The 23732-nt window shown below is 71.5% G+C and carries 19 protein-coding genes and 2 pseudogenes; 8 read left to right on the top strand and 13 right to left on the bottom strand.

What is annotated here, in order from left to right:
• Window positions 1–157: 157 nt before the first annotated feature.
• The 4 genes and pseudogenes from ACFV4P_RS19855 to ACFV4P_RS19840 all read right to left on the bottom strand — a co-directional run bounded on the left by ACFV4P_RS19855 (window position 158) and on the right by ACFV4P_RS19840 (window position 3468).
• Window positions 158–1354, bottom strand: coding sequence for a molybdopterin molybdotransferase MoeA (locus tag ACFV4P_RS19855; RefSeq protein ID WP_380473176.1), 1197 nt, complete (start codon window positions 1352–1354; stop codon window positions 158–160).
• A gap of 44 nt (window positions 1355–1398) precedes the next feature.
• A pseudogene (locus ACFV4P_RS19850) lies at window positions 1399–1635 on the bottom strand (DUF6457 domain-containing protein); the annotation flags it as partial.
• A 299-nt stretch (window positions 1636–1934) separates the two neighbouring features.
• Window positions 1935–2492: pseudogene (locus tag ACFV4P_RS19845) on the bottom strand (molybdenum cofactor guanylyltransferase); the annotation flags it as partial.
• Window positions 2493–2502: 10 nt separating this feature from the next.
• Window positions 2503–3468 (bottom strand): MBL fold metallo-hydrolase, encoded by a 966-nt coding sequence (locus ACFV4P_RS19840; protein WP_380472805.1) that lies wholly within the window; start codon window positions 3466–3468, stop codon window positions 2503–2505.
• 212 nt (window positions 3469–3680) lie between these two features.
• On the opposite strand from ACFV4P_RS19840, the gene manA reads away from it, so the two are divergent.
• A complete protein-coding gene (gene manA, locus ACFV4P_RS19835; RefSeq protein WP_380472802.1) occupies window positions 3681–4874 on the top strand; it encodes a mannose-6-phosphate isomerase, class I in 1194 nt (397 codons plus the stop codon).
• Between the two features lie 32 nt (window positions 4875–4906).
• On the opposite strand, the gene ACFV4P_RS19830 is transcribed toward manA, so the two are convergent.
• Window positions 4907–5467 (bottom strand): HD domain-containing protein, encoded by a 561-nt coding sequence (locus ACFV4P_RS19830; protein WP_380472799.1) that lies wholly within the window; start codon window positions 5465–5467, stop codon window positions 4907–4909.
• Window positions 5468–5566: 99 nt separating this feature from the next.
• Here ACFV4P_RS19830 and ACFV4P_RS19825 point away from each other — a divergent pair, with 99 nt between their 5' ends.
• A complete protein-coding gene (locus ACFV4P_RS19825) occupies window positions 5567–6778 on the top strand; it encodes a GNAT family N-acetyltransferase (protein WP_380472796.1) in 1212 nt (403 codons plus the stop codon).
• A gap of 22 nt (window positions 6779–6800) precedes the next feature.
• On the opposite strand, the gene dnaB is transcribed toward ACFV4P_RS19825, so the two are convergent.
• Entirely contained in the window at window positions 6801–8318 is a 1518-nt protein-coding gene (gene dnaB, locus ACFV4P_RS19820) for a replicative DNA helicase (protein WP_380473174.1), read from the bottom strand.
• 544 nt (window positions 8319–8862) lie between these two features.
• Here dnaB and ACFV4P_RS19815 point away from each other — a divergent pair.
• Entirely contained in the window at window positions 8863–10209 is a 1347-nt protein-coding gene (locus ACFV4P_RS19815; protein ID WP_380472794.1) for an MATE family efflux transporter, read from the top strand.
• Window positions 10210–10477: 268 nt separating this feature from the next.
• On the opposite strand, the gene rplI is transcribed toward ACFV4P_RS19815, so the two are convergent.
• From rplI to rpsF, 4 genes are all read right to left on the bottom strand, one after another.
• On the bottom strand, window positions 10478–10924 hold the full coding sequence (gene rplI, locus ACFV4P_RS19810; RefSeq protein WP_380472791.1) for a 50S ribosomal protein L9: 447 nt from the start codon (window positions 10922–10924) through the stop codon (window positions 10478–10480).
• A 17-nt stretch (window positions 10925–10941) separates the two neighbouring features.
• On the bottom strand, window positions 10942–11178 hold the full coding sequence (rpsR, locus tag ACFV4P_RS19805; protein ID WP_030457605.1) for a 30S ribosomal protein S18: 237 nt from the start codon (window positions 11176–11178) through the stop codon (window positions 10942–10944).
• A gap of 68 nt (window positions 11179–11246) precedes the next feature.
• Complete coding sequence (locus ACFV4P_RS19800; protein ID WP_380472788.1) at window positions 11247–11843, bottom strand: single-stranded DNA-binding protein; 597 nt, start codon at window positions 11841–11843, stop codon at window positions 11247–11249.
• A 101-nt stretch (window positions 11844–11944) separates the two neighbouring features.
• Window positions 11945–12235 carry a 30S ribosomal protein S6 gene (gene rpsF, locus ACFV4P_RS19795; RefSeq protein WP_035864400.1) on the bottom strand — a complete coding sequence of 97 codons (291 nt, stop codon included), beginning with the start codon at window positions 12233–12235 and terminating at the stop codon, window positions 11945–11947.
• Between the two features lie 233 nt (window positions 12236–12468).
• On the opposite strand from rpsF, the gene ACFV4P_RS19790 reads away from it, so the two are divergent.
• The 3 genes from ACFV4P_RS19790 (at window position 12469) to ACFV4P_RS19780 (ending at window position 15147) form a co-directional block, all read left to right on the top strand.
• A complete protein-coding gene (locus tag ACFV4P_RS19790) occupies window positions 12469–12774 on the top strand; it encodes a hypothetical protein (protein WP_380472785.1) in 306 nt (101 codons plus the stop codon).
• A gap of 191 nt (window positions 12775–12965) precedes the next feature.
• A complete protein-coding gene (locus ACFV4P_RS19785) occupies window positions 12966–14084 on the top strand; it encodes a peptidoglycan bridge formation glycyltransferase FemA/FemB family protein (protein WP_073807130.1) in 1119 nt (372 codons plus the stop codon).
• A gap of 31 nt (window positions 14085–14115) precedes the next feature.
• Window positions 14116–15147: an alanine racemase gene (locus tag ACFV4P_RS19780; RefSeq protein ID WP_380472783.1), complete on the top strand. Its 1032-nt coding sequence runs from the start codon at window positions 14116–14118 to the stop codon at window positions 15145–15147.
• 64 nt (window positions 15148–15211) lie between these two features.
• Here ACFV4P_RS19780 and ACFV4P_RS19775 read toward each other — a convergent pair whose 3' ends face one another.
• Window positions 15212–16768, bottom strand: a complete 1557-nt coding sequence (locus ACFV4P_RS19775; RefSeq protein ID WP_380472781.1) for a glycosyltransferase family 87 protein — start codon at window positions 16766–16768, stop codon at window positions 15212–15214.
• A 98-nt stretch (window positions 16769–16866) separates the two neighbouring features.
• On the bottom strand, window positions 16867–19254 hold the full coding sequence (locus tag ACFV4P_RS19770; protein WP_380472778.1) for a transglycosylase domain-containing protein: 2388 nt from the start codon (window positions 19252–19254) through the stop codon (window positions 16867–16869).
• Window positions 19255–19790: 536 nt separating this feature from the next.
• On the opposite strand from ACFV4P_RS19770, the gene ACFV4P_RS19765 reads away from it, so the two are divergent.
• Complete coding sequence (locus ACFV4P_RS19765; RefSeq protein ID WP_380472775.1) at window positions 19791–20453, top strand: PadR family transcriptional regulator; 663 nt, start codon at window positions 19791–19793, stop codon at window positions 20451–20453.
• A gap of 148 nt (window positions 20454–20601) precedes the next feature.
• Window positions 20602–21684 carry an inositol-3-phosphate synthase gene (locus tag ACFV4P_RS19760; RefSeq protein WP_380472773.1) on the top strand — a complete coding sequence of 361 codons (1083 nt, stop codon included), beginning with the start codon at window positions 20602–20604 and terminating at the stop codon, window positions 21682–21684.
• A gap of 98 nt (window positions 21685–21782) precedes the next feature.
• Here ACFV4P_RS19760 and ACFV4P_RS19755 read toward each other — a convergent pair whose 3' ends face one another.
• Window positions 21783–23600, bottom strand: a complete 1818-nt coding sequence (locus ACFV4P_RS19755) for a peptidoglycan-binding protein (RefSeq protein ID WP_380472770.1) — start codon at window positions 23598–23600, stop codon at window positions 21783–21785.
• Window positions 23601–23732 lie beyond the last annotated feature (132 nt).

Below are 23732 nucleotides of genomic sequence, written 5' to 3'. Positions count from 1 at the left end.
CGGCGGAGCCTCGCCCGGACGATGGCAGCAGGGCCGGGTTCCACGTGGAACACCCCCATCGGCAGCGACAGCGCCCCGCAGCATCGCCGGACCACCGTGCACCAGCGGGACGAGCGCGCCCGGGCAAGGCCCAACGGCGGAATCGCGTCCGGGCGGGTCAGGGCAGGGGCAGGACCTCGACGGGCTCCCCCGCCGGCAGGCCGCCGGGCGGTACCACGGCCAGCGCCTCCGCCCGGGCCAGGCCGCGGAGCATCGCCGGGCCGTCGTGCGGCAGCGGGACCAGGCCGGCCGGGGTGCGGCGGACGGGGTGCAGGCGGGTGTCCGCCGGGTGGCCGGGCAGTGCGGCGGCCAGCGTCCCGGTGGGCCCGGCCGCGACGGCGGTACCGCGCCCGGACAGGGCGTCCAGCAGCGGCAGCGCGAGCGTGACGGTGCCCGCGACGGCCGCCAGCGGATTGCCCGGCAGCCCCACCAGGTACCGGCCGCCCGGCAGCGCCGCCAGCAGCATCGGGTGCCCGGGCCGCACCGCGACCCCGTCCACCAGCAGGTGACCGCCGGTCGCTTCCAGCGCGGCGTGCAGGAAGTCCACCGGCCCGGCGGCGGTACCGCCGGTGGTCAGCACCAGATCGGCGGGCGAGTGCCGGATCGCGTCCCGCAGCAGCCCGAAGTCGTCCCGGACGTAGCGGCTGCCGAGCAGGTCCGCCCCGGCCGCGGCCAGCCACGGTGGCAGCAACGGTCCCAGCGCGTCCCGCACCCGGCCCGGCGCGGGCAGCCCCGAGGTCAGCAACTCGTCGCCCAGCAGCAGCAGTTCGACGGTCGGACGGCGCCGAACGGCCAGCCGGTCGTGCCCGGCGGCAGCCGCCAGCCCGAGCACCGCCGGGGTCACCGGCAGCCCGGCGGGCAGCAACTCCTCGCCCCGACGGCACTCCTGGCCGCGCGGCCTGACGTCCTGGCCCGGACCGACCTCACCGCACAACTGTGCGGTGCCGTCCGGGAGTTCGACCAGCCGGCCGTGCTCACGGCGGAGCACCCCGGTGGCCCCCGGCGGCAGCTGGGCGCCGGTGGCGATCTCCACCGCCGCACCGTCCGCCAGCGGGGTACAGTCCTGGCCCGCCAGCAGCCGCCCCGACAGCCGCCACGGACCCGGACCCGCCACCGCCCAGCCGTCCATCGCCGAGGTGTCGAAGGCGGGCAGATCAGTGAGCGCGGCCAACGGCTCGGCGAGCGTCCGGCCGATCGCGTCCGCCGACGGCACCCGCTCCACCGGCAGCGGACCCGCCACCGCCAGCGCGGCGGCACGCCGGGCCAGCGGCCACGGGCAGCCGCGCAACGTCTCCGGGCCCGCGGACGTCCGCACCTTGCCGACCGCCCCGCCGCTCACCGCTCCGCCGGGCCGTCCGCCTCGGCGGCCCACCGCTCCGCCAGCGCCGCCGCCTTCGCGGACGCCTCGGCCACGGCAGCCGGCCCACCGCCGTTCAGCGCCGCCGCGTACCCCACCAGGAACGCCGTCAGCGGCGCCGCCGGACGCTCCACCCCGTGCGCCACCGCCCGCGTCATGTCCAACAGCCCCCGGACGTCCACCGCCAGGTCCAGCCCCAATTCGGCGGCGGCCGCGGCCATCCACTCGTCCAATGTGCGCTCCATGACGCCCATGCTGCCCGATCGCGCCTGCCGCGGGCCCCCTCCACCACCAGCGCCACGCGCCCATTCACGAGTACCCACCAGCTCCGGCGCTCCCCCGCACCGGCCACGACGCCGAGCCGGCAGGCCCGCGCCCGCCGGGCGAAGCCACGAACGCACGGGCGCCATTGGCCTGCAACGCCGCCAACCGCCCCGGCGCTCGTTCGCCGCCCAAGCCCCCGGTTCGCCTCCGTCTGCCCACCCGTCCACCGCAGCGCAGCCCACAACCGGAGGTCCGCTCAGCGTTCTCCCGCTGCCCGGCGGCGGGCCGCCGCCAGTTCCTCCGGGGTGTCGCAGTCGAAGGACGCCCCCGCCTCGTCGGGCACCCGGGCCAGGGTCAGACCGCGGGTGAGGGCGCGCAGCGGGCGGCCGGTCGGGTCGGCCTGCGCGGCGAGCGCCTCGCGCAGGACGGCCGTGCGGTACGCACCCGTCAGCAGCTGGTCGTGGCCCTCGGCGTCCACCAGCAGGGCCCCGTCCGCGTCGCCGACCGCGTCGAGCAGCCGGGAGACCGTCGCCGCGTCCAGGAACGGCAGGTCGGCGGCCAGCAGCAGCACCAGCGGCGCCGCCACCTCCGGCAGTGCGGCGGCCACCGCCGCCAGCGGGCCGCCGCCCGGCGGGTCCTCGCGCAACCAGTGCACCCCACCGCACGCCGTGGGCCGCCGGGGGCCGACCACCAGGATGCGCCGGGCCCCCGCACAGGCCGCCAGCACCCGGTCCAGCAGCGGACGGCCGCCGACCGTCAGGGCCGGCTTGTCCGCGCCACCGAGCCGTCGCCCCGCCCCACCGGCCACGACCACCGCGTCGTACTGCGTCATCCGGGCAGTATCACCGGTCGTCGTCGGCCCCGCCCCCGGCCGAGTCGTCGCGGTCCTCGTCCGGCTCCTCGACGATCTCCGCGTCCACGATCCCGTTGTCCTCCTGCGGCACGGTCGCCCGGGCGACGTTCGCCGCCGCGCCGAGTTCCAGGATGGCCGGCAGGGTCAGGCCGCCGTAGCGCTCGTTCACCGCCGTGGCCAGCGCCTCCGCGTCCTGCGGGTGGTCGGCCAGCGCCTCGTCGAAGTCGCGCAGGTACTCGGCGGTGAAGCCCAGCACCCGGTGCGCCGCGTCGTCCATGCCGGGGGCTCGGTGGCCGGCGATCACCCGGTCGACGCCCAGGTCCGCGATCCGGCTCAGGTTGTGCGACCACCGGCCGCGGGCCGCCGGGTCGGTGTCGGCCGTCCACACGTGGGTGCCGTTGTAGACGAAGTCGCCCGCCACCACGGTGCGGACGCTCGGCAGGTACACCGCCGTGGAGCCCGCGCTGTCGGCCTGGCCGAGCGGCAGCACCCGGATCAGCTGGCCGTCGATCATCAGCGGCTGCGGCAGCAGCGGGGCGGGCAGCAGCGGCCGGTCGGGGATGTCGTCGCCGTACACCGGCTTCCACTGCGCGACCTTCGCCGCCGCGGTCTGCCGGATGCCGTCCACCACCGAAGGCGCGGCGAGCAGCGGCGCGGCCGGGAACAGCCGCAGCACCTCCTCCGCGCCGAAGTAGTGGTCGGGGTGCTGGTGGGTGATGACGATCGCCAGCAGCTGCCGGTTCTTGCCCGCGATCCACTCGGCGAGCTCCCGGCCCGCGCTGCGGGTCAGCTGGGCGTCCACCAGGATCGCCGTGCGCTCGCCCATGATCAGACTCGACGTGGCGAAGAACGCGCTCTCCGGGCCGGTGAAGACCTCGACCTCCAGCGGGCGGAACGGCGGCACGGCACCCGCCCCACGGCCCTCGGCGCTCTCGTCGGGCGACGACGCGGTCACGGCTGCTCCCCTGGTCGGTGTTCGGTGGCGGGCCCGATCGGGCCCGGTTACCGTCCACCCTCTCCGGAACACCCCTCCGATGCCGGGTCGGCGCGCCCAGGAGAGTGATCACCGGGCACCATCGGACCGCCGGATACGTCAGCTATTGTCGGTGGTCCTCGCGCACCGGCCACCCCAGCGCACGCACGTCCGCACGCATCTTGGAGTACTTGATGGACCGGCTCGACAACACCGTCCGCGACTACGCCTGGGGGTCGGCCACCGCCATCCCCGCGCTGCTCGGACGGGCCGCCACCGGGGAGCCGCAGGCCGAACTGTGGATGGGCGCCCACCCCGGCGCGCCCTCGGTGATCGACCGCGGCGACGGCCCGGTGCCGCTCGACCGGGTGATCGCCGCCGACCCGGCCGCCGAGCTCGGCGCCGCCGCCGTCGAGCAGTTCGGGCCGACCCTGCCGTTCCTGGTGAAGGTGCTGGCCGCCGCCGTCCCGCTGTCCATCCAGGCCCACCCCACCCGCGCCGAGGCCCGGGCCGGCCACGCCGACGAGGAGCGCCGAGGCATCCCGGTCGACGCCCCGCACCGCAACTACCGCGACGACAACCACAAGCCCGAACTGATCTGCGCGCTCAGCGAGTTCGAGGGCCTGTGCGGTTTCCGGACGCCCGCCGACGCGGCCGACCTGATGGCCTCCCTCGACGTGCCCGGCCTCGACCCGCTGATCGATCTGCTGCGCAACAAGCCGGAGTCCGAGGCGCTGTCCGGCGCGCTCGCCGAGGCGCTCGCGCTGACCGACGAGCAGGGCCGCGCCACCGTGGACGCGGTGGCCCGCGCCGTCACCGCCGCCGCCCCGTCCGACCCGAGCGGCGCGCTGGCCGGCTACGCCTTCGCCGCCGCCGAGTACCCCGGCGACGCCGGCCTGGTCGCCGCCCTGCTGCTGAACTACGTGCGCCTGCAGCCCGGCGAGGCGCTGTACCTCGGCGCCGGCCTGCCGCACGCGTACCTGCGCGGCACCGGCGTGGAGATCATGGCCAACTCCGACAACGTGCTGCGCTGCGGGTTCACCCCGAAGCACGTGGACGTCCCCGAGCTGCTCAAGGTGGTGGGCTTCCACGGTGGCAGCCCCGAGATCATGCGCCCCGAGCCCGGCGCGGACGGCGAGCGGCTGTACCCGGTGCCGATCGACGAGTTCCGGCTCTCCCGCTACGACCTCGCCGAGCAGCCCGTCGTACTGCCCGGCGACGCCCCGCAGATCCTGCTCTGCACCGGCGGAACCGTCGAACTCGCCTCCGGCGCGCAGGCGTTGACGCTCCGCCAGGGCGAGTCGGCGTTCCTCCCGGCGAACGGCGCCGCGACCACGCTGACCGGCCCGGGCGCGGCCGTCTTCCGCAGCACCGTCACGCTGGCCTAGCGGCCTGTCCGGCGAGATCGGCCGGACAGGCCCTAAGCGGTCGCGAAGAGCGCCTGGTACGCCAGGCGCTCCTCCGCGCCGTCGCCGATCGCGGTGAGCAGTTCGTCCAGCGCGAGGAACACCTCCCACCGCTCGCCGCCGCCGGCCCGGGCCAGCGCGGTGACCAGCAGGTCCTCCAGGTCCGGGACGCGCCTGTTCTTCCAGGCCTTGTCGGCCAGCGACACCAGCAGGTCCTCCACGGCGGAGTCCGGACCCCACTGCGCGTGGCCGGCCGCGAAGCGGGCCAGCTGCGGGGGGACGCCCGCCGCCAGCAGCAGTTCCCGGCCGGCCGGCTCGTGCGCCGACCCGGGGGCGGACAGCTCCGCACGGTGCACGGTCTTCCCGATGTCGTGGGTGGCCGCGCCGAACAGCACCGCCGCCCGGTCGAACGCCAGGCCCGGGCAGTACGCCGCCACCCCGTCCGCCAGCCGCACCGCCACGTCGTGCACCAGCCGCAGGTGCGCCACCAGGCGCGGCGGCGCCGCCAACTCGGCCAGCAGCAGCGTCACTTCGTCGGGCAGCGGGCGCAGCCGCAGATCGTTCCGGTCCCTCACGACGGGCGAGGCTATCAGTCGCAAATTCGCTTGACCCGGGGCGCGCAGGCCGCATGCACTGAGGCCTCGAAACGGCGACTGCAGGGAGACAGCACAGCCATGGAGATCCGTTCCACCACCGAGAAGGACCACGACGTCTTCGTCGACACCGTGTTCGCGGCGTTCGGGAAGTACCCGGCGCCGCCGAACGAGGACGGCACCGGCGTCTGGTGGTCCGCGCTCGAACTCGACCGCGGGCTGCTCGCCGTCACCGACGAGGGGCGGCCGATCGGCACCACGTGCGCGTACTCCTTCGAGCTGACGCTGCCCGGCGGGGCGACCGTCCCGGTGCCCGGGATCTCCTGCGTCGGCGTGCTGCCCACCCACCGGCGGCAGGGCGTGCTCACCGCGATGAAGCGCCGTCAACTCGCCGACCTGCGCGAACGCGGGGAGCTGATGGCGGTGCTGCTGGCCTCCGAGGCGGTGATCTACCGACGGTTCGGCTACGGGCCGGCCACCTACACCCGGAAGCTGACCGTCCCCCGGCACCGGGCCGCGCTCACCCCGCCGCGGGCCGGCCAGGAGCCCGCCGGCACGGTCGAGCTGCTCCGGCTCGGCGACTGCCGCGACCTGGTGGAGCAGATCTACGACCGCTACCGCCGCACCCAGCCCGGCGCGATCTCCCGCCCGCCCCGGTGGTGGTCCCGCCGGGCCGGCCACCCGCCGACCGCGCCCACCCAGCGGTACATCGCCCTCCACCGGGACGCCGACGGCACCCCGAACGGGTATGCCGCCTACTCCCTCGACGACTCGCTCGCCATGCTGGTCGACGAGATCATCACCCTCGACGACGCCGCGTACACCGCGCTGGCCCGCTGCCTGCTCGGCCACGACCTGGTCACCGAGGTCGCCTTCCGGCACTTCCCGCCCGGCAACCCGCTGCGCTGGCAGCTGACCGACTTCAACGCCGGCGCGGTCACCGACGACACCGACTGGCTCTGGGTCCGGCTGCTCGACATCCCGCGCGCCCTCACCGCCCGCAGCTGGTCCGCGGACGGCGAGCTCGTCCTCGACGTCGACGACCCGTTCCTCGGCGAGCACACCCGCCACCTGCTGACCGTCACCGACGGCCGCGCCGAGTGCACCCCCACCGACCGCGAGCCCGACCTGTCGATGGACGTCAGCGACCTCGGCTCGATCTACCTCGGCGGCACCACCCCCGGCACGCTGGTACGGGCCGGCCACATCCGCGCCCACCACCCGGACGCGGCCGCCCGCGCCGACGCCATGTTCCGCGCCGACCGCGAACCGCACTGCCTGCACTGGTTCTGACGGCCCGCCGGCGGCCCGGCCGTCAGGTCACGTCGCGGGTCATGTCCACGAAGCGCGAGTAGTGGCCCTGGAACGCGACGGTGATGGTGGCGGTCGGGCCGTTACGGTGCTTGGCCACGATCAGGTCCGCCTCGCCGGCCCGCGGGGACTCCTTCTCGTAGGCGTCCTCGCGGTGCAGCAGGATGACCATGTCGGCGTCCTGCTCGATCGAGCCGGACTCACGCAGGTCGGAGACCATCGGCTTCTTGTCGGTGCGCTGCTCGGGACCACGGTTCAGCTGGGAGAGCGCGATCACCGGGAGCTCCAGCTCCTTCGCCAGCAGCTTCAGGTTTCGGGACATGTCCGAGACCTCCTGCTGGCGGCTCTCGGCCCGCCGCGAACCGCCGGACTGCATCAGCTGCAGGTAGTCGATGACCACCAGGCGCAGGTCGTTGCGCTGCTTCAGCCGGCGGCACTTGGCGCGGATCTCCATCATCGACAGGTTCGGCGAGTCGTCGATGTACAGCGGCGCGGCGCTCACCTCGGGCATCCGCCGGGCCACCCGCGTCCAGTCGTCGTCCGTCATGTTGCCGGAGCGCATGTGGTGCAGCGCCACCCGCGCCTCCGCCGAGAGCAGACGCATGGCGATCTCGTTGCGGCCCATTTCGAGCGAGAAGATCACGCTCGGCAGGTTGTTGTGGATCGAGCAGGCCCGCGCGAAGTCCAGCGCCAGCGTGGACTTGCCCATGGCGGGACGGGCCGCGATGACGATCATCTGGCCGGGGTGCAGGCCGTTGGTGAGCTGGTCGAAGTCGGCGAAGCCGGTGGGCACGCCGGACATCTGGCCGGAGCGGGAGCCGATCGCCTCGATCTCGTCGAGGGCGCCCTCCATGATGTCCGCGAGCGGGGCGTAGTCCTCGTTGGTGCGCTGCTCGGTGACGGCGTAGATCTCGGCCTGCGCGGCGTTGACGATGTCGTCGACGTCGCCCTCGGCGGCGTAGCCCATGCCGGCGATCCGGGTGCCGGCCTCGACCAGGCGACGCAGCACGGCGCGCTCGTGGACGATCTCGGCGTAGTACTCGGCGTTGGCCGCGGTGGGCACCGAGTTGACCAGCGTGTGCAGGTAGGAGGCGCCGCCGACGCGGACCAGCTCGCCGCGCTTGGTGAGCTCGCCGGCCACGGTGATCGGGTCGGCGGGCTCGCCGCGGGCGTACAGGTCGAGGATCGCGCCGTGGATCAGCTCGTGCGCGGGCCGGTAGTAGTCGGCGGGCTTGAGCACCTCGACGACGTCGGCGATGGCGTCCTTGGAGAGCAGCATGCCGCCCAGCACCGACTGCTCGGCCGCCAGGTCCTGCGGGGGGACGCGCTCGAAGCCCTCGCCGCCGAAGCCGCCCTCGCGCTCGCCGTCCCGGTCGCGCCGCTCGCCCTTGCCGGGGAACCGGTCGCCCTTGCCGAAGCGCTCGCCCTTGCCGCCGCCCTGCGCGCCGGAGCCGTTGACGGCGTTGTTCGAGCGGCGGGTGACGGGAAGGCGGTCGCCGGGCACGTCGGGGAAGGCGTCCAGCGGGAAGGCGTCGTCGGACGGCTGCCAGTCGTCCTCCGGGGGCGGAGGGGCGTCGTGGTCGTCGTACTGGGGGCCGGTCACGCGTGTTCCCCGATCAGCGGTTGGTGCGAGTTGGTGCGGGCCTGTCCGGTGCGGCGCTCTGTCCTTCATACGCCACCGAGCCGACAGTTCCGGCCGTGTGCGGGGCGGTGTCGCGCGGTACCGGGGGTCTGGTCCTGAGCCACGGTACGGGTGGCCGGGCGGTTCCTCCAAGACGGTTATCCACAGGGCATGTGGACAACTGTCCGCAGGCTGTGGAGAACCCCCGGAAAGCTGTGCACAACCCTGTGGACACCGCTGTGGATAACCACACGATCGCCCTGGTGTCAACTCGCTGACCTGCGAGGACCTCATCCACGGCCTGTGCATGAGAAATTCTTCACACAGCGGGGAGCGAAGCCGCCCAGCTGTTCGATCGGCCGTTCGATCCACCGTCCGTCCACAGGAAAGGTAATAGTCATAAGCCACTAGCGATCATTACCTGTGGATGAGTAGGGTGAACCCCATGCCCGCGACGCCCGTCCGTCCCACCCCCGCCCCCGAACGCCGCCGCCACGACCGCGAGATCCTCGCCCTGGCGGTCCCGGCCTTCGGCGCGCTGGTCGCCGAACCGCTCTTCCTGATGGCCGACTCCGCGATCGTCGGCCACCTCGGCACCGCCCAACTGGCCGGCCTCGGGATCGCCTCCGCCGCCCTCACCACCGCCGCCGGGATCTTCGTCTTCCTCGCCTACGCCACCACCGGCGCGGTCGCCCGCCGGCTCGGCGCCGGGGACCGCCGGGCCGCCGTCCAACAGGGCATCGACGGCATCTGGCTGGCCCTGCTCCTCTCCGCCGGCATGGTCGTGCTCACGCTGGCCCTCGCCCCGCAGGCCGCCCACCTGCTCGGGGCCTCCCCCACCGCCGCCCCGTACGCCGTCACCTACCTGCGGATCAGCGCCCTCGGCGTGCCCGCGATGCTGCTGGTGCTGGCCGCCACCGGCGTGCTGCGCGGGTTCCAGGACACCCGCACCCCGCTGCTGGTCGCGATCGGCGGGTTCACCGCCAACCTGCTGCTCAACCTCGGTCTGGTCTACGGCGCCGGCCTCGGCGTGGCCGGCTCCGCCTGGGGCACCGTGATCGCGCAGAACGCGATGGCCGCGGTGTACGTGGCCGTGGTGGTCCGCGGCGCCCGCCGGGAGGGCGCCGGCCTGCGGCCCGACCTCGCCGGGATCAAGGCCTCCGCCCGGGCCGGCGGCCCGCTGATGGTGCGCACCCTGAGCCTGCGCGCCGCCCTGCTGCTCGCCACCGCGGTGGCCGCGCGCCTGGGCGACACCGAGATCGCCGCCCACCAGATCACCATGACCATCTGGTCGTTCATGGCCTTCGCGCTGGACGCCGTGGCGATCGCCGGGCAGGCCATCATCGGCCGCTACCTGGGCGCCGGAGACCTGCCGGGCACCCGGGCGGCGACCCGGCGGATGATCGAGTGGGGCGTCGGCGCGGGCGTGCTGCTGGGCCTGCTGATGGTGCTGGCCCGGCCGCTGTACGTCCCGCTGTTCACCGACGACCCGTCGGTACGGGCCCAACTGTCCACCGTGCTGCTGCTGGCCGCGCTGACCCAGCCGCTCGGCGGCCTGGTGTTCGTGCTGGACGGCGTGCTGATGGGCGCCGGCGACGGCGGCTTCCTCGCCTGGGGGATGCTCGCCGCCCTGCTGCTGTTCGTGCCGGCCGCGCTCGCGGTGCCCGCCCTGGGCCTGGGCCTGGTCGGGCTGTGGTGGGCGATGAACCTGTTCATGCTGGCCCGGGCCGCAGTCCTGTCCGGCCGGATACGCACCGGCCGGTGGATGGTCACCGGAGCAGTCCGGGCCTAAGGCCTGTCCGGTCGATCTTGTCGGATCAGCGCGCGGCGTCGGGCGCCCGGCTGGGAGTGCCGGCGAACCGTCCTCGTACTGGGTGTACTTGGATGGTTTGCCGGTGCTTCCAGGCGGGATGATCCGGCGTCGCGCGCCCGGCAAGATCGGCCGGACAGGCCCTAGGCCCGGCAGGCCGAGCAGGCCTGTCACAGCAGCCCGCCACCGCACGGCGAAGGGGCCGGACTCCGAGTGGAGTCCGGCCCCTTCGTCAGCTCTGCGGCAGAGATCAGGCAGCGACGACGGCGACGTCGAGGTTGGCCTGAACGTCCGAGTGCAGCTTGACCGAGACCTTGTGGGTGCCCACGGTCTTGATCGGCGAGGCGATCGCGACGGCGCGCTTGTCCACGGCCGGGCCGTTGGCGGCCTTGATGGCCTCCACGACGTCGGCCTGGGTCACCGAGCCGAACAGGCGGCCGGCGTCGCCGGAGCGAACGGCCAGCTTGACCTGCAGGCCCTCAAGGGTCGCCTTGACCTCGTTGGCGGCCTCAAGGGTCTGGATGGCGTGGATCTTCCGGGCGCGACGGATGGCGTCGACGTCCTTCTGACCGCCCTTGGTCCAGCGGATGGCGAAGCCACGCGGGACCAGGAAGTTACGGGCGTAGCCGTCCTTGACCTCGACGACCTCGCCGGCGCTGCCGAGGCCGGGGACCTCGTGAGTGAGGATGATCTTCATTGTTCGGTCACCCTCTCTTAGCGCGTGGTGGAGGTGTAGGGCAGCAGGGCCATCTCACGGCTGTTCTTCACGGCCGTGGCGACGTCACGCTGGTGCTGGGTGCAGTTGCCGGTGACCCGGCGGGCACGGATCTTGCCGCGGTCGGAAATGAACTTCCGCAGCAGGTTCGTGTCCTTGTAGTCCACGTAAGTGGCCTTGTCCTTGCAGAAGACGCAAACCTTCTTCTTCGGCTTGCGAGCAGGCGGCTTCGCCATTGTGTGCTCCGTTGAGTACGAGATCTGTCAGCGTTGCCGGTCCCACGGGAGGACCGACATGCACCGCTTTAGAACGGGGGCTCTTCCGAGTAGCCGCCACCGGACGGGGCGCCGCCCCAGCTGCCGCCCTGGTTGCCACCGGACGGGGCGCTGGACGCCCACGGGTCGTCGGACGGGCCGGACTGACCGCCACCGGAGTTTCCACCCCAGTTGCCGCCGCCCTGCTGGCCGCCGCCGTAACCGCCGCCGCCCTGCTGGCCGCCGAAGCCGCCACCGCCACCGCCGCCGGGACCGCCGGAGCGGTTGGCGCGGGTGACCTTGGCGGTCGCCGAGCGCAGGCTCGGGCCGACCTCATCGACCTCGACCTCGAAGACCGTCCGCTTCTCGCCTTCCTTGGTCTCGTAAGACCGCTGGCGCAGTCGGCCCTGCACGATGACGCGCATGCCGCGCTGCAGCGACTCGGCCACGTTCTCCGCCGGCTGACGCCAGACGTTGCACGTGAGGAAGAGGCTTTCGCCGTCCTTCCACTCGTTGGTCTGACGGTCGAAGGTGCGCGGGGTCGACGCGATGCGGAACTTGGCCACCGCGGCGCCCGACGGAGTGAAACGCAGCTCGGGGTCGTCGACGAGATTGCCGACGAGGGTGATGACGGTCTCGCCTGCCATGTGGTGATGACCTCTCGGAAAGAAGTTCTGCGGTGCTCGTCAGCGGTGTTCCACGTGGAACACCGGACGCGAGCCCTCCGGCATCAGTGCCGGAAGTGGGCTCAGTGGGTGTCCGGGCGCAGGACCTTGGTCCGCAGAACCGACTCGCTCAGGCTGAGCTGGCGGTCGAGCTCCTTGACGACCTCGGGCGTGGCCTTGAGGTCGATGACCGAGTAGATGCCCTCGGACTGCTTGTTGATCTCGTACGCCAGGCGACGACGGCCCCAGGTGTCGATCTTCTCAACCTTGCCGCCGCCGGTGCGGACGACGTTGAGGAAGCCTTCGATCAGGGGGGCGACAGCGCGCTCCTCGACCGACGGGTCGAGGATGACCATCAGCTCGTAGTGACGCATGTGAACCCACCTCCTTTGGACTCAGCGGCCACGGTCTCTCCGTGGCAGGAGGGTTGTGCGCGTCAACACCGGATCGGGGCGTGCGGGCACGCTCCTACACCAGTGCAGAGGGGCCAGCCTACCGGGTGAGCCGACCGACGGACAAAACGCGGGATCCCGAGGTTGTCATTCCGGGCATATCGGTCGCAGTCTGGACAGAGCGAACGTTCCCTCCACCACGGGAGGTGGGTCCTATGGCGCAGAACGTCCACCGGCCGCAGTTCACCCTCAACACCGACGGCAATCCGCACCCGCGGGAGAACACCCTCGTCGGGGTGACACTGCTCCTCGGCGCGGTCGCCTTCGTCACCTCGTTCTTCTACCACCTGCACCTGCTCAGTTCGTGGACCGGACTGGCCGGGATCATCACCGGAATGATCGGCCTCTTCGTGTCGGTCACCACCGCCGAGCGCTTCCTGGTGGTGATCGGAACGGGCGCCGCCGCATTCGGACTGTTCCTCGGCGTGGCGCACGGAGGACTGTTCGGGGGCGTGTGGTGACCTTCGCGCGCGGCGGAGCCGGGTGAACCCGGTGAAGAGCGCGCAACCTCCTGTGCCCTCCCGGCGTAGTACCTGTGCCAGCACAGGTGCGAGCGGGAGGGCACAGCCATGCCGGACCGCTTCCCACCCGAATCGGACCATTCGGGCGATAGGGTCACCTTGGACAAGCCCGACGAGGAGGAGCACCGAGCATGAGCCTGCGTCTGCGGACGATCACGCGTGAGGAACACCTGGCTTTTGTGCAGAGCCGGCCTTCGGCGAGCCACATGCAGGTGCCCTCCTGGGCGGACGTCAAGGCGGAGTGGCGCGCCGAGAGCCTCGGTTGGTTCGACGCGGCCGGCGAGCTGGTCGGCGCCGGGCTGGTGCTCTACCGCCAGCTGCCCAAGGTGAAGCGGTACCTGGCGTACCTGCCCGAGGGCCCGGTCATCGACTGGTTCGACCCGGACCTCGACCGCTGGCTGAAGCCGATGCTGGCGCACCTGAAGGCGCAGGGCGCGTTCACGGTGAAGATGGGCCCGCCGGTGGTGGTCCGCCGCTGGGAGGCCTCCACCATCAAGGAGGCGATCGCGGGCAAGGAGGCCAAGCGGCTGCGCGACGTCGAACCGGACTGGTCCGAGCCGCGCGCCCTGGAGGCCGCCGAGCGCCTGCGCCGCTCCGGCTGGCTGCAGGGCGAGGACGGCGGCGCCGGCTTCGGCGACGTCCAGCCCCGCTACGTCTTCCAGGTGCCGCTCGCCAACCGCTCGCTGGACGACGTCCAGCGCGGCTTCAACCAGCTGTGGCGGCGCAACATCAAGAAGGCCGAGAAGAGCGGCGTCGAGGTGGTCCAGGGCAGTTACGAGGACCTCGCGGTCTTCCACCAGCTGTACGTGGTCACCGCCGAACGCGACCACTTCACCCCGCGCCCGCTGTCCTACTTCCAGCGGATGTGGAAGGCGCTCACCGCCGAGGACCCGAACCGGATGCGGCTCTACCTCGCCTACCACGACGGCGAGGCGCTGGCCGCGACCACCATGCTCACCGTCGGCGAGCACGTCTGGTACTCCTACGGCGCCTCCGCCAACCACAAGCGCGAGGTCAAGCCGTCCAACGCCATCCAGTGGCGGATGATCCGCGACTCGTACGCGCTCGGCGCAAGCGTCTACGACCTGCGCGGCATCAGCGACACCCTGGACGAGAACGACCACCTGTTCGGCCTCATCCAGTTCAAGGTCGGCACCGGCGGCCAGGCCGCGGAGTACCTCGGCGAGTGGGACTACCCGCTCAACAAGCTGCTGCACAAGGCGCTCGACCTCTACATGTCGCGCCGCTAGCTCACGCCAGAACTTTCACGGGGAGAACGCGATGACCTTGACGATGTACGTGGACGGCGACCGCTGGCGCGCGCACCAGCGCGGGCTGCTGGCCGAGTTCCCCGGTCTCGTCCCGGTCGCCAAGGGCAACGGCTACGGCTTCGGGAACCGGCGGCTCGCCGAGGAGGCGGCCCGGCTGGGCAGCCCGCTGCTGGCCGTCGGCACCGCGGACGAGGCGGCGGCGATGGCCGACGCCTTCCCCGGCGACCTGCTGGTGCTCACCCCCTACCGGGCCGGCGAGCCCGAGGTGGAACTGCCCGCCGACCGGGTGGTGCGGACGGTCGCCCACCCGGAGGCGCTGGCCGCGCTGCCCGCCGGCGCCCGCGTGGTGGTGGAGTGCATGACCAGCATGCGCCGGCACGGCGTCCGGATCGGCGACCTCGCCGAACTGCCGGTCGGCCACCTGGAGGTGGAAGGCTTCGCGCTGCACCTTCCGCTGGACCGGCCGGACGGCTCGGACCCGGTGGACGAAGTGACCGGCTGGGTCCGGGCACTCGAAGCCGCCGGGCTCCCCACCGGCACCGTCTACCTCAGCCACCTGGCCGCCAAGGACGTCCAGCGGCTGGCCGAACGCCACCCCGACACCGAGTTCCGCTCCCGGATCGGCACCCGGCTGTGGCTCGGCGACGTGGGCGCGCTGTCCTCCCGGGCCACCGTCCTGGACGTCACCCCGATCGGGCGCGGCGAGCGCTACGGCTACCGGCAGCACAAGGCCCCGTCCGACGGCCACCTGCTGGTGGTGGCCGGCGGCACCGCGCACGGCGTCGGCCTGGAGGCCCCCAAGTACGTCAACGGGATACTGCCCCGCGCCAAGGGCCTGGCCCGGGCCGGCCTGGCCACCATGAACCGGACGCTCTCCCCGTACACCTGGCAGGGCAAGCAGCTGTGGTTCGCCGAGCCGCCGCACATGCAGGTGTCGATCCTGTTCCTGCCCGGCGAGCTGAAGGCGCCCGCCGTCGGCGACGAACTGTCGCTGACGATCCGCCACACCACCACACACTTCGACCGGGTGGTCGAAGGCTGAGACCGGCCGCTCAACGGGCCGAGCCCGCCTCCCTTCCGGGGAGGCGGGCTCGGTTGCTTCCGGCCTACTTGGGCTGCTGCTGCTCGGGTTCGATCCTGACCAGCCAGTCGGCCTCGCCCTGCGGGGCGAAGTCGGCGTAGCTCTCCTCCTCGCGCAGACCGCGCGCCGAGCCGAGCACGAACCGATCCGGGGCGCCGTCCAGCACACCGCCCGACGGGTCGTCGCTGCCGTCCCAGCGCACCGGGTCGCGGTCCGGGTAGAGGATGTCGCGGACCACCAGGTAGCAGATGTACAGGGTGCCGACCAGGTGCAGCGCGATCGAGAAGTGGTACCACTGCAGGTCGATGCCGTGGTGCTTGGTGTCGCCGTTGTAGGCCAGGTACGACCAGATGCCGAGGAAGTACAGCACCTCGCAGGCCTGCCAGATCAGGATGTCCCGCCAGCGCGGCCGGGCCAGCACCGCCAGCGGGATCAGCCAGAGCACGTACTGCGGCGAGTACACCTTGTTGGTCAGCACGAACGCGGCGACCACCAGGAAGGCCAGCTGCGCGAAGCGCGGGCGGCGCGGGGCGCTGATCGCCAGCCAGCCGATCGCCAGGCAGCTGACCACCAGCAGGATCGCGATCCAGGTGTTCAGGCTCTCCAGGTGCTGGCCGTTGCGCACCGCCTGCATCAGGATCAGCCAGAACGAGCCGTAGTCCTCGGTGCGGACCTGGCTGAAGCTGTAGAAGGTCAGCCAGCCCTTCCAATTCGCCAGCATGATCGGCACGTTGACGATCAGCCAGGCACCGGCCGTACCGCCGAAGACCAGGCCGAAATCCCTCCACTTGCCGGTCCGCAGACAGAGCACCAGCAGGGGTCCGAGCAGCAGCAGCGGATAGAGCTTCGCGGCGGTCGCCAGACCGATGAACACACCCGCCAGAACCGGCCTGGAGCCCGACCAGTACGCCATCGCCACGGCGGCCAGCGCCACCGCCAGCAGGTCCCAGTTGATGGTGGAGTCCAGCGCCAGGCACGGGGCCAGGGCGAACAGCAGCGCGTCCCACGGGCGGCGGCGGTTGGTGCGGGAGATCGCGACCACCGCGATCACCGCGCAGATCAGCAGCATGCCGGCGTTGACCAGCCAGAACCACTGCTCGCGGCTCATCATGTCGCCGCTGTGGGTGGTCAGCCAGGCCGCGATCTGGATGAACAGACCGGTCAGCACCGGGTACTCCAGGTACTGCATGTCCGGCGAACCCTGCGGGATCGGGTCGAGGTACGGCCGGCTGCCGTCCGCGAAGCCGCGCGCCGAGAACAGGTGCGGGATGTCGCTGTAACAGGCGTGCGTGTACTGGCTGGTGGCGCCGAAGAACCAGCCCTCGTGGAAGCACGAGGCCTTCTGGAACAGCCCCAGCACGTAGACGACGATCACCGCCACCGCCAGGAACTTCGCGGGCGTCCACCAGGACACCCCGAGCAGCGCCCGACGCCCGGGCGGCCCGCCCAGCAGCTCGCTGCCGGCCTCCGCCACCGGGTCCTCGTCCGCAGGCACCACCACGGTGTTCGGCAGCGGCCCCGCGGCCGGAGCCGGTCCGGGCGCTGAGGTCTCGTCACGCAGGCTGGACGTCATGGCGCACATACTGCCGCACCCTCGCCCGCAACCGAAGAGGGGCACAGGATCGCGGTCCGCGATCCGGTGCCCCTCTGTGGCGGTTGCGCCGGGATTCTGCTGGTGCGCTAGTGGCCCATGAGTCCGACCAGGCCGCCCGGCCCGCCGCCCGGCGGCGCGCTCGGGCTGCCGCTGGCGCTCTCGCTCGGGCTCTTGCTCGGCTTCGGCGACCGGGAAGGACCGCAGTTGCCGTTGCCGTTGCCCTGGCAGGTCGAGCTGCCGCTCGGCGACGGCGACTCGCCGGCGTCCGGCGACTTGGAGCCGGACGGCTCGGTCGACGCGCTCGACTCCGCGGACGCCGAGGACGAGGCCGAGGCGGGCGCCGACGGGCTGATCGGGGCGCCCGAGGAGTCGACCTGAGTGCCCCACGGCGCGGGGTTCGGGAAGTCCTTGATCGGCTTGTCCTTCATGACGATCTTCATGTACCGGGTGAAGATGTCGGTCGGGAAGTCACCACCGTGCACGGACTCGTGGCCCGCGGTGCCGTTCAGCGACAGCAACTTGGGGTTGCCGGGCTCCTCGCGCCACATGCCGACCGCGGTGGACAGCTCCGGGGTGTAGCCCACCCACCAGGCCGAGGTGCCGGCGTCGGTGGTACCGGTCTTGCCGGCCACCGGCCGTCCGAGCGCGTTGGTCTTGGTGCCGGTGCCGTTCTTCGCCACGTTCTCCAGCACGTCGGTGATGTTGTCGGCGACCGCCTGCTCCAACACCTTCTTCGGCTGCGGGTTCCTGGTGAGGTTCGGCATCTCCTTGCCGTCGCGCTCCACCTTCGACACCGAGTACGGGTCGATCTGCTGCCCGCGGGCCGCGAACACCGAGTAGGCCGAGGCCATCCGGATCGAGCTCGGGTGCGAGGTGCCCAGCGGGAAGGTGATGGTCGAGGACGGCTCCAGGCTGCCGGGCAGGATTCCCAGCTCGGTGACCATCTTCTCCACGGTCTTGCCGCCCACGTCCTGGCCGAGCTGCACGAACGGGACGTTGTACGAGTTCTGCATGGCCCGCTTCAGCGACACGTAACCGGGCTTCCCCGGGCCGTCGTTGCGCTGCTTGTAGGGCTTGCCGTCGTCGCCCGTCAGCGGCTTGCCGTCCTTGGAGTAGATCGGCGACATGTTGTCCGCGAGGTACAGCGAGTCCGGGTTGATCTGGGTCGGCTGGCCGTTCGCACCGCTCTTGGTCTGCACGCCGTACTGCATCGCGGCCGCCAGCACGAACGGCTTGAAGGTCGAGCCGACCGGGACCTTGGAGTCCGCGTTGTTGCTGTAGTGGCCGTTCTCGATGCCGTCGCCGCCGTACATCGCCACGATCGCACCGTTGCTGGGGTTCACCGAGGCAGCGCCGACCTGGACGAACTTGTCCGCCTCGCGCTTGTTGGTGTCCAGCGACTCCGACTTGACCTGGTCCACGGCCGTCTTCAGGGCATCCACCTTGTCCTTCTCGAAGGTGGTGTGGATCTGGAAGCCGCCGCGGTTCAGCTGGGCCTCATCGATGGTCTTGTCATTGGCCATCACGAACTGGTTGGCGGCCTCGACCAGGTAGTAGACCTCGCCCTGCATGCTGGCCGGGGCCTTCACCGCGATCGGCTCGGGGAACTTCTGCCCGCACTTGGCACGCTCCTCGGACGTGATCGCCTTGGTGGCCTCCATCCGGTTGAGGACGTACTCCCAGCGCTCCTGCATCCGGTCGCGGTTGCCCTGGTTCAGGGTCGGGTCGTACAGCGCCGCGCCCTTCAACAGGCCTGCCAGCATGGCGCCCTGACAGACGTCCACCTTGTTGGCGTCCACCCCGTAGTACGCCTGCGCGGCGGCCTGGATGCCGGTGGCGCCGCGGCCGTACCAGCTGGTGTTGAGGTACCCGGTGAGGATTCCGTCCTTATCATCCGCGATCTTCAGCGCGATGATGAATTCCTTCGCCTTGCGGCTGAGCGTCTGCTCCTGCGACAGGTAGACGTTCTTCACGTACTGCTGGGTGATGGTCGAGCCGCCCTGGGTCTCGCCGCCGCTCGCCATCTTGTAGACGGCGCGGGCGATGCCCTTGGGGTCGATGCCGCTGTCGGTGCGGAACGTCTCGTTCTCGGCCGCGATCGCCGCGTCCTGGGCCGGGCGGCTGATCTCCGAGAGCTCCACCCACTGCTTGTTGGTGTCGCCCTTGCGGGCCATCTCGCTGCCGTCGGCCCAGTAGTAGATGTTGTTCTGGAGCTTGATGGAGTCCTTGGCGTTCGGCACTGGAATGAAGGCGAACGCCGCGCCTATGGCTGCCACGCTGCCGCCGAAGAAGATCAGGAACAGGCTCAGCACCTGCTTCCAGGACGGCATCCACCGCTTGAAGCCGGACTTGCCGAAGCGCGGGTAGTCGATCAGCCGCTTCTTGCCCGGCTTGCCGTTGCGGCCGGCGTTCCGACCGTTCGGCGGACCGTCGGAACCGCCGCCCCCGCCGCCCTTGCGGGACTGCTTGCGCATCTCCGCCCGGGTCAACCTGGGCTGCTGGGCCGTCTCCCGCGGCGCACGGCGGCCACCGGCGGGGCCGGGCCCTCCCGGACCGGGGCGGCCGGGACCACCGGGGCCGGCCAACTGGTCGCGCGCGTAGTCGGGTGCACCCTCGACGGGGCTGCCGTAGGCATACGGGCGCCCGGCGGATGCCCGCCTGGGGGGCTGCTCTTCGCCCCCGGGGTTGGCCGACCTACGCCGGTGTTCGCTCATCTCTCAGCAAGCTCCTCGCTCAGGGTGCACAGGCGACAGAGTACGGCCCCCAGAAAGGTCTCCAATCGGGCATCGGACGCCAACCCGGACGAACCGACCGGGATTCATTACACGCCCGTTGCCCAAAGGCCTTGTGATCGCGGTTACGCGTGCCCCTCTTGCTCCTTCCGTGACCCAGGGTTACTGTTGCCGATATATCGAGCCGATACATCGGCGCGACACATCGGCTCGGCATACCCTGCGGGCCGGGCCCGCATCCGAAGAGCAGGACCCCGCTACGGAAGGAGGAAGGCGGCATGAGCCGACGCTCCGGCGTCCTCGAATTCGCCGTCCTCGGCCTGCTCCACGACGCGCCCATGCACGGGTACGAACTGCGCAAGCGGCTCAACGTCCTGCTGGGCTCGTTCCGGGCCTTCTCCTACGGAACGCTGTACCCGTGCCTGAAGAGCCTGGTCGCCCAGGGCTTCCTGGTCGAGGACAACCCGGACGTCGAGTACGTCCCGGCCACCGCGCTCAACGGCAAGCGGTCGAAGATCGTCTACCGGCTCTCCCCGGAGGGGAAGCAGCGCTTCGAGGAGCTGCTCGCCGAGTCCGGTCCGGACGCCTGGGAGGACGAGCACTTCGGTGTGCGCTTCGCCTTCTTCGGCCAGACCGACCGGGCCGTCCGGATGCGCGTGCTGGAAGGCCGCCGCAGCCGGCTGGAGGAGCGGCTGGAGCGGATGCGCAGCTCCATCGCCCGCACCCGCGAGCGGTTCGACGACTACACCCTCGAACTCCAGCGCCACGGCCTGGAATCCGTGGAACGCGAGGTCCGATGGCTCAACGAGCTGATCGAGACCGAGCGGGCCACCAGAAACGGACGCGGCCCCGCGTCCCCCCCAACTTCGGACGGCCGTGGTCCGGCCGCCGGGTCCTCGGACCCGCCCGGGCCACCGTACGACCGCCCGGGGCGCTCCTGACCGGAGCGCTGTAGCAGCACCGCGCCGGCCTTGCCGCCGCTCGCGGCGAGGCGTGGGCGCCCCGCGCGCCCGTCAGACAGTCAGAACAGATGTGGAACGAGTGCCGCCACACCACGGCGACCCTCATGAGATTCAGGGAGCAACCGGAATGGGTTCGGTTCGCGTAGCCATCGTCGGCGTGGGCAACTGCGCCGCCTCGCTGGTGCAGGGTGTCGAGTACTACAAGGACGCCGACCCGGCCGGTAAGGTCCCCGGCCTGATGCACGTCCAGTTCGGCGAGTACCACGTGAAGGACGTCGAGTTCGTCGCCGCCTTCGACGTGGACGCCAAGAAGGTCGGCTTCGACCTGGCCGACGCCATCGGCAACAGCGAGAACAACACCATCAAGATCTGCGACGTGCCGCCGACCGGCGTCACCGTCCAGCGTGGCCACACCCTCGACGGCCTGGGTAAGTACTACCGGGAGACCATCGAGGAGTCCGACGAGACCCCGGTCGACGTCGTCCAGATCCTCAAGGACCGCCAGGTCGACGTCCTCGTCTGCTACCTGCCGGTGGGCTCCGAGCACGCTGCCAAGTTCTACGCCCAGTGCGCCATCGACGCCAAGGTCGCCTTCGTGAACGCCCTCCCGGTGTTCATCGCCGGCACCAAGGAGTGGGCCGACAAGTTCACCGAGGCCGGTGTCCCGATCGTCGGCGACGACATCAAGTCCCAGGTCGGCGCGACCATCACGCACCGCGTGATGGCCAAGCTGTTCGAGGACCGCGGTGTCATCCTCGAGCGCACCATGCAGCTGAACGTCGGCGGCAACATGGACTTCAAGAACATGCTCGAGCGCGAGCGCCTGGAGTCCAAGAAGATCTCCAAGACCCAGGCCGTCACCTCGCAGATCCGCGACCGTGAGCTGGGCGCCAAGAACGTCCACATCGGCCCGTCCGACTACGTCGCGTGGCTCGACGACCGCAAGTGGGCGTACGTCCGCCTTGAGGGCCGTGCGTTCGGCGACGTTCCGCTGAACCTGGAGTACAAGCTCGAGGTCTGGGACTCCCCGAACTCGGCCGGTGTCATCATCGACGCCGTGCGCGCCGCGAAGATCGCCAAGGACCGCGGCATCGGCGGCCCGATCCTCTCCGCGTCCTCGTACTTCATGAAGTCCCCGCCGGTTCAGTACTTCGACGACGAGGCCAAGGAGAACGTCGAGAAGTTCATCCGCGGCGAGGTCGAGCGCTGAGCGCTGAGCTTTTGAGCTCTGAGCTCTGACGTTCGTCGGTCTCGACCCGAGGGCCGTCCCGCACACGCGGGGCGGCCCTCAGGCGTTCGCGGCGTCTCTCAGTTCCAGGCCTCGTTCCAGGTGACCGGCCCGACCACGCCGTCCACCGACAGGCCGTGGCGCTGCTGGAAGGCCCGGCAGATCTGTGCCGAGGCGGGGCCGTACCAGCCGTCGGCGGTGATCGCCCAGCCGCGCCAGGCCAGCCGCCGCTGCCACATCAGGACGTCGTCGCCGTGCAGCATCGGCGACTGCACCCGCAGGTAGCGGCCCGGCCAGGTGGGCGTTCCGGGCGCGGGGGTGGTCGACTGCCCGGACGTCCGCGCCGCCGGGATCCCCCCGAGCGCCGGGTCCGCCGAGACCGTGCCCTCCGGGTAGGCGGGCACGCCGTAGCCGTACGGGGAGCCGGGTCCGCGCCGGGCCCGGGACTTGCGGTAGACGCCGTCGCCCTCGGTGGAACCGGAGTCGTTGGTGTTGTGGGTCGGGATGAAGTCGTTGGTGACGAACAGCCGCGAGGGCGCGGAGACCGCGATGCACTGCACTTCTTCGTCGCGCACGTACTCGACCGCGACCACCTTGCGGGCCCAGGCCGCGTTCCGAGGGACGTACCGCTCGGCCTTGCGGCTCAGCCGGAACGGGTTGAAGTGCGGCATGTTGATGTTCTGGACCCGGTGGGCGTCCCTCGCAGGCGTCCGGTTCGGCTGCTGCGGAGCCGTGCAGTGGACGCCCGTCTTCAGGTTCACCGCCGCCCGGCCGCCGAGCGAGCGGACGAGTTCCTGCACGCCGCGGGCAAGCTGTTCGGAGACCGAGCTGAACTCGATCCGCCCGTCCGCGTCGACGTGACCGTCGGCGTCCATCAGGCCTTGCAGGAGGGCCAGCCGATCCTTGACGCCCGCCATCAGGTAGCCGGCGGGCAGGAACTTCCGTTCGGCCGTGGATCCCCAGAGGCCGAGCGCGCGGAGGTCCTGGATCAGCCGGTTGCCGCCACGCGCCCCGCTTCCGACGATGCGCCAGCAGCCGGGAACGGCATGGTCCTTCGCGATGTGCGCCACCAAGCGGTGGTCGGCGGGCAACGCGTCCTGCACGGCGGCAAGGATTTCGGGTTCGACGTTGGTGAACGTCAGGCCGCTGTTGCTCATCCCGCCGTCGCCGATCAGCAGCCCCAGCAGATAGGGGTCGATCGGCAGAGGCTCGGCGACCTGCTGGTACTCGACCGGTTCGAGGAGCGGGACGCGGACCCGCCGATCGGGGCGGGAGACCAGCTCGGCGAGTTCCAGGGTGGTGACCACCCGCGACTTGGTCCGGCCGTCGATCTCGACCTGCCAGAGGTGCTCGTTGCAGGCCTCGGCGCTGGAGCCGTCCTGGAGCGTGATCCGGTGGACCGGCCGGACGCCCTTGGGGTAGACGCCGGTGATGCGCGAAGGCCGGCCCTGCGGGTCGATGACCGGATCTCCGATCCTGAGCTCGCCCATCCTGCGGTAGCCGGTGGGAGTCAGGACTCCGGCGTGCAGCGGAAGGGCGTTTCCCTCCACCGTGTAGATGGTGTCGGCGTCGTAGGCGTAGACGACGCCGGTGTGATCGCCGCCGCCGGGGCCGAGGTAGAAGGGACCGCCGAGGACGGGGTACGGCGTCCAGCGGTTGCGGCCACGCCACCAGGCGACGGCGTCGAGGCAGGACGCCGTCATCGGCCAGATGCCGTCCATGCCGGTGCGGTGTGCGCCCCAGGCCTCGAAGGTGGCGCACCAGGGTTGGCCGTCGGACCATTCGAGGCCGGGGGTTTCCTCGCTGTAACGCTGGCGGTTGTTCCAGGTGCCGTCGCCGTCCCGACCCTCGTGGTAGCCGGTTTGACCGAGCAACAGGGCAGTGAACTCGTCTCGCATGGGAGCCTCCCGTCGTTCCGAGATGGTTCTTCCCCCTCAAGTGCCCAACGACATCGATTCGGTGAGGTCACCGGTAGTGCGGGGGTGCGCAGGGGGCGCGCGCCGCACGAAGTTGGCGAATGTTTCACGTGA

Origin of the sequence: Kitasatospora sp. NPDC059795 (assembly GCF_042732175.1) — a bacterium.
Lineage (GTDB): Bacteria > Actinomycetota > Actinomycetes > Streptomycetales > Streptomycetaceae > Kitasatospora.
Note: the sequence above shows the minus strand (reverse complement) of the source record. Positions and strands in the feature narration are given on the sequence as shown.